The sequence below is a fragment of the Clostridium disporicum genome (assembly GCF_001405015.1).
In the GTDB taxonomy this organism is placed as follows: Bacteria; Bacillota; Clostridia; order Clostridiales; family Clostridiaceae; genus Clostridium; species Clostridium disporicum_B.
This window is the reverse complement of the sequence record NZ_CYZX01000007.1, coordinates 91403-106016: the sequence shown is the minus strand read 5'-3', so window position 1 is coordinate 106016 and position 14614 is coordinate 91403. Positions and strand designations below refer to the sequence as shown.

Below are 14614 nucleotides of genomic sequence, written 5' to 3'. Positions count from 1 at the left end.
ATTAATTAAATGCTTCAGGATGAAGAATCTTAGCTAAAGCTTCTAAACCATCAGCAAGTCTTGGTCCTTGTCTATTTAAAAGATTTTGATCTATTTCATAAACCTTTCCATTTTTAACAGCCTCTAAATCTTTATAAAAATCAGTTGATTCAAAAGTTGCTTTTGTATCATTATCACCAGCTAAAACTATTATTGATGGATTTTTTTCAGCAAGTTTTTCTTTACTATATCCCCATCCTTCTGAATCATCAGCAATATTTTCGCCATTAGCCATTCTAATCATTTCACCGATAAAAGTATTACCACCTGCTGTTGAATCTTTCTCTCCAAATCCAACTACATAATACATGCTTGGTGCTTCTAATCCTTCTACCTTTTTAGTAACTTCTGCTACCTTTTCTTTCATTCCAGCGACAACTTCCTCTGCTTTTGGAGAGGCATTTAATATCTTCCCTAATGTTTCTATTGAATTATAAACACCTTCAAAGCTATCTTCTGAATATAAAACTATTGTTGGAATTCCTAATTCATCAAGTTTAGCTTTAGCTTCATCTGTAAAGTGAGTAGATGCCACAACTAAATCTGGTTTTATTTCTGCTATAAGTTCTAAATTTGGCTTAGTTAGTGTCCCTACTTCTTGCACTTCTAAAGCTTGCTCTGGATAATCACAATACTTAGTTCTTCCAACTAATTTATCACCTTTATCTAAAGAATAAACCATTTCAGTAACGTTTGGTCCTAAAGATATAACTGTTTCTGGTTCTTTTTCAATAATTACTTCATTACCATTTGTATCAGTTATAGTTAACGGGTATGTTGTAACTGATTCTTGTGCATTACTTGTATTATCTTCTATAGTATTCTTTTCTCCACAGCTTACCAAACCTAAAGCTAGCATTAGTATAGCTAACATCATTATAATACTTTTAAACGTCTTTTTCATATTTTTTTCTCTCCTCATATAACTTTTTATAATTTTTACTTTCGTCATTATCTAAGCCAGCTTTATCAAAAGTATCCATTTCTTTTATAATTGTTAATGCTGACTCTATTATAGAAAAGGCAATTGGACATCCACTACCTTCCCCTAATCTCATCTTTAAGTCAAACATAGGCTCTAAATTCATTTCTTTATAAACTTCATTCATAGCTTTTTCTGTAGATTTATGTGATGAAAACATAAAGTCTTTAACAGTTTCATTAATCTTATATGCACATAATGCTGCTGCTGAACTTATTAATCCATCTATAACTATTGGAACTCTATTTTTTGCTGCACCTATAAAACTTCCGCAAAGGCTTGCAATATCAAGACCTCCAACTTTACTTAATACGTCAATAACATCATCTTTATTTGGATTATTTAACTCTAAGGCCTTTCTTAAGACCTTTTTTTTATTTTCTAATCCACCTTCAGTAAGACCTGCTCCAAGTCCTACTAAATCCTCTACATCTAAATCTAATAAAGCTGCTATAACTGCTGTACTAGTTGATGTATTTCCTATTCCCATCTCTCCAGTACCTAGTAGGTTATATCCTTCACTAACAAGAATATCTACAGATTCTATTCCTATATTTATAGCTTTAATTACCTCTTCTCTTGTAAGAGCATTTCCTAATGCCATATTTCTAGAACCTTCTCTAACCTTCTTATTAACTACATTTAAATTTGATATTTGACCTTTTACACCAACATCAATTACTTTTATTTCACTTCCATAAAACTTTGCTAATATTCCAACTCCAGTTGTATAATTAGGTAAATTATTAGTTACTATATTTGTAACTTCTTGAGAACATCCACTTACCCCTTCATCACAAACTCCATTATCAGCACAAAAGATTAGTATATTTTTCTTATTAACCTTATTAAAAACTTCACCAGTCATTCCCGATATTTTAACAGCTATTTCTTCAAGTACTCCAAGACTTCTAAGTGGCTTACTTAAATTATCTAAATACTCCCATGTCTTATCCATTATTTCTTGATCTAAAGGTTTAATTTTACTTAATGCATCATCTAATAAATTCATCTAGTCTCTCCTAATATTCTCAAAACATTTTAACATATCTAATAAAATCTCATTATTTTCTCTACTTTTTACTGCTAATCTTATAAAAGAACTATCTAACCCTCTGTAATTACCACATTTTCTAATAAGTATTCCTTTGCTTAAAGCAAATTCAAAAAGTTCATTATCTGTTGAATTTTCTAATTTACATAAAACAAAATTACTATTACTATCAAATACTCTATTAATTACATTAAGTTTTCTTAATTCTTGAATTAAAAATTCTTTTTCATTAATATTTACTTTTAAAGATTTCTCTATATACTCGCTATCTTCTAATAAATACCTCAAGGATAAAGCAGCAAATGTATTTATATTCCAAGGCAATTGTTTTCCTCTAAGTTTACTAAGTATTTTTTTATCAGAGCTTATTGCCCAGCCTAACCTTATTCCTGGTAAGGCAAAATATTTTGTAATTGCTCTAACAATAATTAAAGATTTGTAATTATTTACTTCGTCTATAAAACTTTTAGCTTTATCTCCTGAAAACTCAACAAAAGCCTCATCAATAATTATTCTTTTACCATTCTTTTCGCAATAATTTAAAATGAACTTAAATTTTTCTTTATCTATGTTACTTCCATTTGGATTATTAGGATTAGCTATTATTATTCCATCACATACCTTTAATTTATCTAAAATATCTTCATAATTATAAGTCATATCACCATTTAAATAGCTATATTTAATCTCTAATCCATATTTTTTAGCACTAATTTCATATTCAGAAAATGATGGTGCAATAATACATATACTTTTTAATGTTGATATTGCTAAGTCTAATACCTCTGCAGCACCATTTCCTAAAATTATATTATCATTATCTATAGAAATTTTATGATATTTAATAATAGCTTCCTTAGTAGATCTATATTGTATATCTGGATAATAATTTATTAAGTTTGTTGCTTCTTTTATACCTTCATAAAAACTACTAGGTACACCTAAAAGATTTATATTAGAGCTATAATCTATAAGCTCCTTACCTTTTAATAACCCTTCTGTATATATATCTCCACCATGACTAGTCAATGTTTTGTTCATAAGTTAATTACTCCTACTATACAAATGCTAAAGATAAAAAATAATATTTCACTTACTATCATAAGCTTATTACATTCTTTTATATGTTTTCTATTTATCGGTTTTATATTATCGCCTATTGTAGGCTTTTCTATTACTTCTCCAAAATAGATATTAGTTCCACCTAATCTTATATCCATAGCTCCAGCTGCCGCTCCTTCAGGATAAGCACAATTTGGGCTTTTATGATTTTTTCTATCTCTTATCATAATTCTAAATGCCCTTATAATATTTCCTCCAACTATTGGTGATGAAATACACATAGCCATCCCTGTAATCCTTGCTGGAATAAAGTTAGCTATATCGTCTAGCTTTGCTGGAAAATACCCAATATATTTATACTTTTCTGTTAAATATCCAAGCATAGAATCCATAGTATTTATAGCTTTATACATCATTGCTAAAGGTGCTCCTCCTATAATTCCATAGAAAAGTGGAGCTATAACACCATCTGATGTATTTTCAGCTACAGTCTCTACCGCAGCTCTTACTATTTCATCTTCTTCTAAATAAGTCGTATCTCTTCCAACGATATATGAAAGCATAAGCCTAGCTTTTTTTATATCTACGTCATCTAATGCTTTATAAACCTTCTCACTTTCTATCTTTAAACACTTAGCTGCTACTGTTGTATAAAGTAAAAAGCTATTTAATAATATATAAAGCATTTTATTGAAACTAAATAAATTTACTATTAAAAATGTAATTAGATAAGTAGTAAAACTAACTATAAGAAAAATAAATACACCATATTTTTTTAGTTCTTTATCATCCTTAGCTTTTTTTCTAAAATACTTTTCTAAAGTTGAGATGAATTTTCCCATATATATTACTGGATGTGGAAATCCATATGGATCTCCAATTATAAAATCAACTACAATTGCAATCCCAATAGATATTAAGTTTAATAGTAAAAAGTCTATCATCTTTTTATCCCCATAATATCATAGATACTATCTATATCTATACTTTCCCTAACAATAGAAGCTAGTTTATCTATTTCTTTATCTCGTATTGCTTCATATTTTGATGACTTCTTTTCAATTAATCCTTTTTCTCTTCTAATAGCGTTTAAAATAGTTTCCCTAAAAGAGCTACTATCTAATACTCCATGAAGATATGTTGCCATTATCTTTCTATCTTCACTTATATATCCATCATTAATGCTAGTTTCTTCTCCATTAGAACTAGTTAAGTTTACGAAATAATTATATTCACCTTTGGCTATTGTTTCACCCATATGAATTTCATATCCATATACTTTGTCACCTAAAGAAGTTATACCTTCTGATCTAGTCATCGTTTTTTCTGTAGTTAACTTTGTAATACACGGAATTATACCAATTCCTTTTACACTTAAATTTTCACTTTCAACTTTATGTGGATCTAATATCTCTTCTCCTAACATCTGATATCCACCACAAATACCTAGTATTCTGCCTGATTTACTGTATTCTAACAATTTTTCTTCTAATCCAGAATTTCTTAAATAAATTAAATCATCTATTGTATTTTTACTACCTGGTAAGATTACTAAATCAGGATTTCCAAAGTCATTAGCCTTAGAAATAAATCTAACACTTACATCCTCTTCAACCTTTAAAGCATCAATATCCGTAAAATTCGATATATGAGGTAAATGAATAACAGCTATATCTATATCTCCTCTACCTTCCCTTTCAATAGATGAAGCCATAAATCCATCTTCATCTTCTAAGTTCAAAGTAAAATGTGGTACAACTCCTAGTGTTGGCTTATGAATAATATCAGTTAGCATATCAATTCCAGGTGTTAGAAGATCAATATCTCCTCTAAATTTATTTATTATTACACCTTTAACTCTTTCTTTTTCTGAGTCACTAAGTAAAAGTAAAGTTCCAGCTAAAGATGCAAACACTCCACCTTTATCGATATCTCCAACAATTATTACTGGTGCATCAACTAGTTCTGCCATTCCCATATTAACTATATCATTTTCTCTTAAGTTAATTTCAGCAGGGCTACCAGCACCTTCCATAACAACAATATCAAAGTTTTCTTCAATTTTTTCAAAGTCATTCTTAAGCATAACTTTAAATTCATCTTTTAAATTATGATAGCCTTTTGCATCAGTATTTAGAAATACTTTACCATTTACTATTACTTGACATTTTCTATCACTAGTTGGTTTTAAAAGAATTGGATTCATATAAGCTTCGGGTTCTATTCCTGATGCATAGGCCTGTAATACTTGAGCTCTTCCCATCTCTTTACCATCTAAAGTAATATAGGAATTTAAAGACATATTTTGAGACTTATAAGGACATACTTTATACCCATCTTGGGTAAATATCCTACATAAAGCCGCAACTAATATACTTTTACCAACCGATGATCCAGTACCTTGTATCATTATCTTTGCCAATTTTATCCCTCCTTTAAATAACGCTCTAAATCATTATTTTAGCAAGTGAAATATCTACTACGAGCGTATATAAGTAGAAATTTCCTCTAATTTAGAAATTCTCTAGAAAAAAAAAGTAGTACACGGTTAGTGTACTACTATAGTTAAGTGTATATTTATTCCTATATACCCTCTATTCATCACATAAAAATGCCAATATTTTTATTAGCATAATATAAACGAATTTTCTCCCTAGTAGTCTCTCCCTCCGAAAGCTCTTAGAATCCATCTAGGCAGGTTTCCTGACTTATGAATCATCCTCACTTTCACCTTCCCCTAAACCTTAGAGTGGTATGTTTGAAAGTTTGTCCTCAATCACAGTAGCGGGGGCTGTTGTAGCTTTTACTACATTCCCTTTTACCCTTCTTTTACGAAGGCACCTAAATTTCTATATAATTTTCCTCACTCATTATATTGTAGATATTATAAATTAGCAATACTTTTTTAAAATTAAAAATTACCACTTAAAACAATTAATAAAATTAACATTACCAATTCATTATTTGCACCTAAAGAATCTCCTGTTATTCCATTTATTTTACTATTACAATACTTATTAAATAGTATCGTTGTAATACTTGATATAATGACTATAATTAATAATCTTTTTATATCCAACATAAAAATAGCTATTAATATAAATAATAAATAATTAATTATAACTTCTTTAAAAGTCACAGTATTTATAAATAAATTTCCACTTCCAATTTCTTTAGCAGCTTTTCCTATATAACTTATTAATACTATACTTACTCTACTTATCATAGGTAATAATATTATTATATAACTTGTTATATTATTTAATATAGTTGTATATCCTATAAATTTAATTAATATATTTATTATTATTCCAATACAAGCAAAAGTACCAATTCTGCTATCTTTCATTATATCTATAATCTTATCTTTTCCTTTAGTTGCAAAGAATCCATCACAGGTATCACCGAATCCATCTATATGAAACCCACCAGTGATAAGAATATCTATAATTATTACAAATATTACTGCTATATCTAAATTGAAAAACTTTATTAAAAATGAATATACTATAAATTGAATTAATCCTATAACTAATCCAACTATAGCAAAAAAGTTTGCACCTCTTTTAAAGTCTGTGTTTTCACAAGGCAAAGACTTATTTATAGGAATTCTAGTTAGTACTTGAAGCATAAGTAAAAAATTCTCAAAATATCTTTTCATATTACTTTAACCTCATTGGCAAACCACATGCTACTAAATATACTTCATCGCTTTCTTTAGCTAAGATCTGATTAACCCTTCCTAAAATATCTGTAAAAATTCTACCTAACTTATATTCAGATACTAATGAAAACCCAACTTCATTAGTAATTATTACTGCATCTTTATCTTTTCTTCTTATTTGCTCTAAAAGCTTCAATACCTCATTAACAATTTCTTTCTCTAAAACATTAATCTCATCTTTGCTTAAATTATCTACATTCGTATATTTATCAAAAATTAAATTTGTTATCATAGTTCCAATACATTCTAACATTATATATTTTTCTTTTATATCAGCTACCCTATTATACAGTTCTCTGTAGTCTTCAATTGTGCTCCATAGCCTATTTCTACTTTCTTTATGTCTTTTAACTCGTTCCTTCATCTCTTCATCATAAATTATTGATGTTGCTATATAAGCAACATCATCTTTTTCTTTTAAAAGGCTTTCTCCATAGGAACTTTTGCCACTCCTACTTCCCCCTGTTACTAAAATTATTTTGCTCATTTTTTCTCCCTTCATATATGAGTTATAGAATCTATGTACCAATGTCCGTATTCATATTTAACAATTGATATATCCCCATTTTTTGATGAAAATTTCCAAAAATTATCTAACCCATTAAGTATGTAACAATAAGAATTTCTTATAAATCCCCCATGAGTTATTAAAAGAATATTTTCAAACTTTTTACTTTCAATATCTTTTAAAACATCCTCGGCTCTTAAGTAGCTTTCCATCGCACTTTCTCCCATAGGAATTTTATAATTTTTCCAATCTTCTTCCCATGCTCTAACTTCCTCACTATACTCTTTACAGATTTCATCATATGTCTTATTCTCAAATATTCCAAAGTTTCTTTCATCTAATCTTGCATCTACTTCATATTTAACATCTGCTCCAAATATAATCTTTGCAGTTTCACTACTTCTCTTTTTTGAACTAACATAAATTCTATCAAATTTAATTTCCTTAAGTTTTTCTCTTAAAATCTTAGCTTCTTCCATTCCTCTTATTGATAATTCACTATCATAAGCTCCATAATACCTTTTTTCTTCATTACTCTTCGTAGTACCATGCCTAACTAAATAAATATTCATTTTTCACCTTTTAATACCTATACTAGAAATTTCAATTTAATTTTATATTAACATATCTATTAAATCAATTAAGATATTTATGTATTAATTTCTTCTAATTACCAATAATACTTTTATTAGAACTTTTTAATATGTTAAAATTAATTAATTACCAATTTTTATAAATGAGAGGTGTATTATGAAAACTCTAAATAGACTACTATCAATATTATTGATTTTTTCACTAGTTTCTTGTGGTGATAAAGCAGCAAGCACAAGACCTGATGCAACTTCTGATACATTATTAGAACAAACTAGTGATTGGAGTAACTTCCAATACAAAATAGATACTGACGGCCACGTTGAAAAAATAATGAATGATTTATGTTCTGAAGCTTATTTAGGAAGAGTTGTAGGAACTAAAGAAAATGAAAGAGCTCAAGAATATATAAAAGATTACTTTAAAAATTTAAATATTTCTCCTTTCGATAATAACTATTACATTTCTAACAAAGATGGAGTAATTTCCTTAAGTGAGAATACTAATAACGTTGCAGCAGTTATTAAGGGTACTGATAGTTCTAAAGCAGTATATATTACTGCTCACCTTGATCATGTTAACGATGCTAATAATAATCCACTAAATGGTGCTATAGACAATGCTTCAGGAATCGCTGTCCTTCTTGAAACTGCTCATAAAGTTAAAGAATTAACTGATAAAACCCCATTAGATATGGACGTAGTTTTTGTTGCATTTAATGCTGAAGAGCTTGGACTTTTAGGTAGCCAAAACTTCTTTAATAAATACTATAAGACTTACTCAGAAAGCTATAATATTAATATTGACTGTGTAGCTCAAAAGAATTGTAACACATTATCAATGGGCAACGATGATCCAAACTCTGAAGAGTTATATAAAGCTATGAAAGAAATCTTTGATAAAGAAAATGTTATCTATGATGATTCTTTATACGCTACAAAAAATGGTGTGCGTTATGGAACTAGCGATCATATAGTTATACGTCAATATGGAGCACCTTCTTTAGTTTTAGGAGATTCTACAATAATGGATGTAGTTCATACTAATAAAGATAACTTAGAAAATATTGACTATAGTGATTTAGAAAAGCTTAGTGATGCTTTATCTAAATTTTTAATGGCTAATAATGGAAATACCTTTAATAAATAAAGTTCAGGCTAAGGCTCTCAGGTGAAAAGTAGACTGCATGGAGGTGAAAATGCTACTAACGTAGTAAGGAAATTAGTAGCATATACACACTTTCTCCAATTGCCATAGGCAATCCTTTCACCGTCACGGCAGTTATCTTTTCTCCCCAGCTTCACCTGATTTTTCACTTTTGACGAATTCAAACTTTTCACCAAAGTGCTTCGCACTTTTATTCAACTTCTATCTTTACTTTCATAAGAATTACAAATCCAATAAATAACATTATTGCTGATGCTATAAACGGAAGCTTTTCTCCAAAATCAAAAATTGCACCTGCAAATAATGACCCAATTACCATGCCTACAGCCTTAGCTGAATTTTGTAATCCCATTAGTGTTCCGTAATTTTCTTTTGCTAATGTTGAAACTATATTTTGTTGTACTGGTACATAAACACTTGCAACTGCTACAAATAATATTATTGCACCAAAGAATATTACTAAGTTTTTGGATAAACCAACTAGCATCATACTTAATGCTAAAATCAATGTTATGTATTTAAAGCTAACTTCTTTAGTAAACTTTTTACCTATAATAGGTGTAATTATAATATTAGCTAAGAATCCAACCATTCCAGCAATTGATAAGAAAACACCATTAAAAGTAGGTGGTAAATTTAATATTGATTCAATATAATAGTTTATTGATGAGTTATAGCTTGTTGATGAGAAAAAGAACATCATAATAAGAATCATAACAACTAATAAGTTTTTATTTAATAGGTCTTTATACTTACTAAATGAAAAAGTATTTAGTTTAATATTTGCTTTAATTTTCTTTTTCTGAATAGTTTCTTCTAATACAAGATATAATGCTAAACTTAATATTACTGCTAAAATAAATTGCCACACAAAAGTTACTTTATAATTTGTATTGCCTAGTATTCCTCCTAAAAGAGATCCTAATGATCCTCCTATAGTTGTTACAGCTGCATAGTAAGACATAATTTTTAATCTGTTATCTTTTGTAGTTATATCAGTTAAATAAGCTAGTGATACCGTCAAATAACTAGTAACAAATGCTCCTCCAAGTATTCTAAATATAACTATAAGAATTGGATTAGTTGCAAATCCAAATCCCAATTGACTAACTCCATATCCAAACAAACCTAAAACAAGAAATTTTACTCTTCCTTTAGTATCAGAAAGCCCTCCCCAAATTGGAGAAAAGAAAAAATTTCCTAAAGACATAGATGCAAAAAATATACCAAACATAATGCTAGGAAGTCCTAAACTTCTTATAAGTACTGGAGTTACAGGATGTGCCATGTTTAAAACTAGCTGAATTAATAATGCTAATATTAATAAACTAGTAACTGATTTCTTCTTCATTTTTTTCTCCTTGTAAAGTTTTTATATTTACTAATATAAATGTAGACAAGTATTTTTGCAATGCTTATCTTTACTTTTAGTGATAATCTTCTAAACTACAAATTATAACCGTTTACATCTTTTGTTTTCATATTTCTTCTATATTCTTTAAAATTTGTAGCATTTTTTTCACTCTTTAATACTATATATAAATATAGATTAAATAAAGGAGTAATTAATTATGAATTGTTATGATTTAACTTTAGAGTATGTTAGAATTCTAGATGATTTACAAAGAACTATTGATAAAAAAAGTAAAGCTCCTGCTATAGATCAAGGCTGGTTAGAAACTGATATAAATAAACTAGAGATAAGACTTTTCGAAATTATCGATATATTAAAAAAGGAAAAAGTATAATTTGCTTTTTAATACAACATAATAAAACTCTATTTAAAATAAATAAAACATGGAGTACATTATTAAGTAGTCCATGTTTTATTTATGCTTTTTTATATAAATGCTATTAATTATAAAATTAATATAGATAAGGTTGTAACTATAAAGTTGCTTAAAATATTAACTACATCATTGTTGATAAATCTAAATCCTGATATTAAACGATTCTCTTTCCTACCATTAAATTTCTTTTCAGTAATATTTCCTTCAATATCATCAATATACTGTCCTTGAATTGTTATTCCTAATATAGAGTCCACTATAGAACCTAAAAATCCTAATATTATTATTATAAATAATATTATTAAACTCTTTTTATCATATCCTACAAGTAATATATAAATAGTTGTATATGCTATTCCTATTACTGTCGCTCCTAGAAAAGCAGATACTGTACCTAATAAGCTTATACCACCTGATACTCCTTTTTCTATTTTTTTACCTGTAATTATCGATATAGTTTTACCTTTTGATAACACTCCAATTTCACTAGCCCATGTATCTGAGTTTGCTGCAGCAAAAGATACTGCTGAAGCTATAAAGAATCTAATATCTTTAGTTTTCTGAAATAGAAATAAGCATATTACAGCTACTCCTCCATTTGCAATAACTTGTACAAAATCTCTTGCATCACTTTTTTCATGTATCTTGTCTAAACCTTTTTTCTTATTCTTACCTATCTTTGAAATAATAGATGATGAAATGAAAAATACTAACATAAGAGTAAATGGAATACTTCCACCTAAACTAAATATAGCGGTTCCCAATATTATAGCTGCTATCATTCCACTTTTATTTAAAGATTTCTTCTTATATGCTACTAAAGCAATTATAGTAGAACTTATTAATCCAATAATTATTTCCAACTTATATCACCCCATAAAAATAGAAATTATGTAGTAAATAAGTGAAATCCCTAGAGGTACGGATAAGTTATCTAACCCATGTGGTGTGAATAGCTCAAGCAATGTAGCTACTACAGATAATACCACTGCATATAAAATAACTCCTGTGATTGATATATCTGTACAAACACCTAATATTAAAGTTATTACCGCAAAAGTAGCTACCAACATAGTAAGTGTTCCTTCTTTAGATTTTAAATTTCTACCTATAGGAATATATTTAGTTCCTTTAAAAGTACCTACAACCGCTGCGAATCCATCTCCATATCCCATAGTTAGTATACCTAATGCACCAATATATCCTTTACCACTGTCACCAAGAGTAAGTAAAGCTAGTATTAATAAAGAGATAGCATAATAAACAGTTCCTAAATCTTTTTTTCCTCCATCTCTTTCCATTGCTTCAATAACTTTATATTTATAAGATATGTAATTTATAACTACAAATAAAGCTGGAACAATAGCTGCATAATACCTATTATCAAAATAAATCATAGCTATTATCCACCAATTACATACACCTATATGTATAAACTTTCTACTTGCCTCACCAGATATTATTCTCTTTTTAGTTAATATAGTAGATATCCCTATAATACTTAAGACAAATATAAAAGATATTATAATTCCTAATATATTAGTATCCATAATTTTCTCCTTAAATTAATTTTCTATTCTTCATTATACATTATAAGTATATCTAATTGTATAAAAATATTATTTATTAGTGCTTTTCCTAATTAAATAAAAAGATTTCACCATATTTAGGTGAAATCTTTCCTTATATTATTAACTATTCTTTTCCTAAGTTAATTCCAAGCATTCCTGATAAAGTCCCAACAAGAACACTTAAACCAAATTTAATAAAATCATATACTCCTAGTGTTGGTTCGGCGCCAAATAAAACTCCTGTTGCGTATAAAGCTATGTAAAATAATACCCCTACCGCTAATCCAACTAGCCAACCTTTCTCTCCTTGCAACTTAGCTGCAACTATTGTTCCAAATATTAATCCTAATGAAGTAATAACTACAAATACTCCACTAAAAACAGCTGGACTAAATTCTACAAAAGATATAAGCAAAGAAAAAATAGCTGTAAGTAATACAGTTACTGCAAAAGCACCAACTACACCTTTTAGTACATTGTTAAAATAACTTTTTATTTCCATAAAAAACACCTCCTTAGTATCATTTTTATGATACATAAGGAGGTATTATTCTACTATTCTTCGCTCTTATTTATTTTTTGAGAAACTGAAGTTTTAAGCATTTTAAATCTAGTTCTATCTGGACCTGATTGTATTACCATATACTCATCTTCAAGAGTTATAATCTTTCCAACAAGTCCACCTCTAGTTATTATTTCATCATTAACTTTTAATTCTGATAACATAGCATTATATTTTTTAGTTCTTTTCTTCTCTGGTAATATTAGTAATAAGTACATAAGACCGAACATTATTACTAATGGTAAGAAAGTAGCTAACATTCCACCTACATTGCCCATTATATTCATTCCCTTCTCTATATTAATTTTAAAGATAGTCTCAATGAAAACTATACTATTTACATAATAATCTGTCAATTATTAAAGAAATATTAGGTAAAGTTAATACTTTATTTACATTTTATTTCTTTATATTCCACTCTCTAAGTTTTTGTTCTTTAAACTCTTTATAATTTCCTGCATCAATAGCCGCTCTTATATCTTCCATTAATTTATTGTAGAAATAAAGATTATGAAGTACACAAAGTCTCATAGCTAACATTTCTTTAGCTTTAAATAAATGTCTTATATAAGCTCTTGTATAGTGCTTACAAGCTGGGCATTGGCACCCTTCATCAATTGGTCTATTATCAAGCTCAAACTTAGCATTAAATAGATTTATCTTTCCCTCTCCAGTAAATACATGCCCATGTCTACCATTTCTAGCTGGTAATACACAGTCAAAGAAATCAACACCTCTATCTACAGCTTCAATTATATTTTCAGGTGTACCAACTCCCATTAAATATATTGGCTTATCTTCTGGTAAGTGAGGTACAACAGCTTCAATTACTCTATACATCTCTTCATGAGTTTCTCCAACTGCTAAACCACCAATAGCATAACCATCCATATCTAGAGATGCAAGATGTTTCGCATGTTCGATTCTAATATCCTCATAGCATCCACCTTGGTTTATTCCAAATAACATCTGTTCTTTATTTATTGTTTCTGGAAGAGAATTTAGTCTATTCATCTCTGCTATACATCTATCAAGCCATCTGTTAGTTCTAGCTACTGATTTTTCAACATATTCTCTTGTTGATGGATTTGGTATACATTCATCAAAAGCCATTGCTATAGTTGATGCAAGGTTACTTTGAATCTGCATTGATTCTTCTGGTCCCATAAATATTTTCTTACCATCTATATGAGAATTAAAGTAAACTCCTTCTTCTTTAATTTTTCTCATTCCAGCAAGTGAGAATACTTGGAATCCACCTGAATCTGTAAGTATTGGTCTGTCCCAATTCATAAATTCATGTAGTCCCCCCATTTTAGCAACAACCTTATCTGTTGGTCTTAAATGAAGATGATATGTATTAGAAAGTTCAACTTGGCATCCTATTTCTTTTAAGTCCATAGATGATACTGCACCTTTTATTGCAGCTAAAGTTCCAACATTCATAAATACTGGTGTCTCAATTGTTCCATGAGGAGTTTCAAATCTTCCTCTTCTAGCATTTCCGTCTTTTTTTAGTAACGTATATCTTTTTTTACTCAAAATTTCACTTCCTTAGTTTTTG

General features: G+C 28.6%; 16 protein-coding genes and 1 riboswitch. Of the genes, 2 read left to right on the top strand and 14 right to left on the bottom strand.

Going from position 1 to position 14614, the window contains the following annotated elements; translation table 11 throughout:
- Position 1: 1 nt before the first annotated feature.
- The 8 genes from ARA56_RS06320 to ARA56_RS06285 all read right to left on the bottom strand — a co-directional run bounded on the left by ARA56_RS06320 (position 2) and on the right by ARA56_RS06285 (position 7941).
- Entirely contained in the window at positions 2-943 is a 942-nt protein-coding gene (locus ARA56_RS06320) for an ABC transporter substrate-binding protein (RefSeq protein WP_055264889.1), read from the bottom strand.
- Complete coding sequence (cobT, locus tag ARA56_RS06315) at positions 927-2033, bottom strand: nicotinate-nucleotide--dimethylbenzimidazole phosphoribosyltransferase (RefSeq protein ID WP_055264887.1); 1107 nt, start codon at positions 2031-2033, stop codon at positions 927-929. Before cobT ends, ARA56_RS06320 begins: the two co-directional genes overlap by 17 nt.
- On the bottom strand, positions 2034-3116 hold the full coding sequence (locus ARA56_RS06310) for a pyridoxal phosphate-dependent aminotransferase (protein ID WP_055264885.1): 1083 nt from the start codon (positions 3114-3116) through the stop codon (positions 2034-2036). It lies immediately after the preceding gene.
- Positions 3113-4081 (bottom strand): adenosylcobinamide-phosphate synthase CbiB, encoded by a 969-nt coding sequence (gene cbiB, locus ARA56_RS06305; protein WP_055264883.1) that lies wholly within the window; start codon positions 4079-4081, stop codon positions 3113-3115. Before cbiB ends, ARA56_RS06310 begins: the two co-directional genes overlap by 4 nt.
- Positions 4078-5559: a cobyric acid synthase gene (locus ARA56_RS06300; protein ID WP_055264881.1), complete on the bottom strand. Its 1482-nt coding sequence runs from the start codon at positions 5557-5559 to the stop codon at positions 4078-4080. Before ARA56_RS06300 ends, cbiB begins: the two co-directional genes overlap by 4 nt.
- A 254-nt stretch (positions 5560-5813) precedes the next feature.
- A riboswitch (cobalamin riboswitch) is annotated at positions 5814-5997 on the bottom strand.
- 51 nt (positions 5998-6048) lie between these two features.
- On the bottom strand, positions 6049-6798 hold the full coding sequence (cobS, locus tag ARA56_RS06295) for an adenosylcobinamide-GDP ribazoletransferase (RefSeq protein ID WP_055264879.1): 750 nt from the start codon (positions 6796-6798) through the stop codon (positions 6049-6051).
- Position 6799: 1 nt separating this feature from the next.
- On the bottom strand, positions 6800-7348 hold the full coding sequence (cobU, locus tag ARA56_RS06290) for a bifunctional adenosylcobinamide kinase/adenosylcobinamide-phosphate guanylyltransferase (RefSeq protein WP_055264877.1): 549 nt from the start codon (positions 7346-7348) through the stop codon (positions 6800-6802).
- 11 nt (positions 7349-7359) lie between these two features.
- Positions 7360-7941, bottom strand: a complete 582-nt coding sequence (locus ARA56_RS06285; RefSeq protein WP_055264875.1) for a histidine phosphatase family protein — start codon at positions 7939-7941, stop codon at positions 7360-7362.
- Positions 7942-8119: 178 nt separating this feature from the next.
- On the opposite strand from ARA56_RS06285, the gene ARA56_RS06280 reads away from it, so the two are divergent.
- Positions 8120-9109 carry a M28 family metallopeptidase gene (locus tag ARA56_RS06280; RefSeq protein WP_055264873.1) on the top strand — a complete coding sequence of 330 codons (990 nt, stop codon included), beginning with the start codon at positions 8120-8122 and terminating at the stop codon, positions 9107-9109.
- Positions 9110-9317: 208 nt separating this feature from the next.
- Here ARA56_RS06280 and ARA56_RS06275 read toward each other — a convergent pair whose 3' ends face one another.
- The gene (locus ARA56_RS06275) at positions 9318-10478 is read right to left on the bottom strand and encodes an MFS transporter (RefSeq protein ID WP_055264871.1); all 1161 of its coding nucleotides are present in this window, start codon (positions 10476-10478) and stop codon (positions 9318-9320) included.
- A 220-nt stretch (positions 10479-10698) separates the two neighbouring features.
- On the opposite strand from ARA56_RS06275, the gene ARA56_RS16630 reads away from it, so the two are divergent.
- Positions 10699-10875 carry a hypothetical protein gene (locus tag ARA56_RS16630; protein ID WP_156334258.1) on the top strand — a complete coding sequence of 59 codons (177 nt, stop codon included), beginning with the start codon at positions 10699-10701 and terminating at the stop codon, positions 10873-10875.
- Between the two features lie 110 nt (positions 10876-10985).
- Here ARA56_RS16630 and ARA56_RS06270 read toward each other — a convergent pair whose 3' ends face one another.
- The 5 genes from ARA56_RS06270 to tgt all read right to left on the bottom strand — a co-directional run bounded on the left by ARA56_RS06270 (position 10986) and on the right by tgt (position 14592).
- Positions 10986-11780: a DUF92 domain-containing protein gene (locus ARA56_RS06270; protein ID WP_055264869.1), complete on the bottom strand. Its 795-nt coding sequence runs from the start codon at positions 11778-11780 to the stop codon at positions 10986-10988.
- 6 nt (positions 11781-11786) lie between these two features.
- On the bottom strand, positions 11787-12467 hold the full coding sequence (locus ARA56_RS06265; protein ID WP_055264867.1) for a diacylglycerol/polyprenol kinase family protein: 681 nt from the start codon (positions 12465-12467) through the stop codon (positions 11787-11789).
- 145 nt (positions 12468-12612) lie between these two features.
- Entirely contained in the window at positions 12613-12990 is a 378-nt protein-coding gene (locus ARA56_RS06260) for a TIGR04086 family membrane protein (RefSeq protein WP_055264865.1), read from the bottom strand.
- Between the two features lie 53 nt (positions 12991-13043).
- Complete coding sequence (gene yajC / locus ARA56_RS06255; RefSeq protein ID WP_055264863.1) at positions 13044-13328, bottom strand: preprotein translocase subunit YajC; 285 nt, start codon at positions 13326-13328, stop codon at positions 13044-13046.
- Between the two features lie 121 nt (positions 13329-13449).
- The gene (tgt, locus tag ARA56_RS06250; protein ID WP_055264861.1) at positions 13450-14592 is read right to left on the bottom strand and encodes a tRNA guanosine(34) transglycosylase Tgt; all 1143 of its coding nucleotides are present in this window, start codon (positions 14590-14592) and stop codon (positions 13450-13452) included.
- Positions 14593-14614 lie beyond the last annotated feature (22 nt).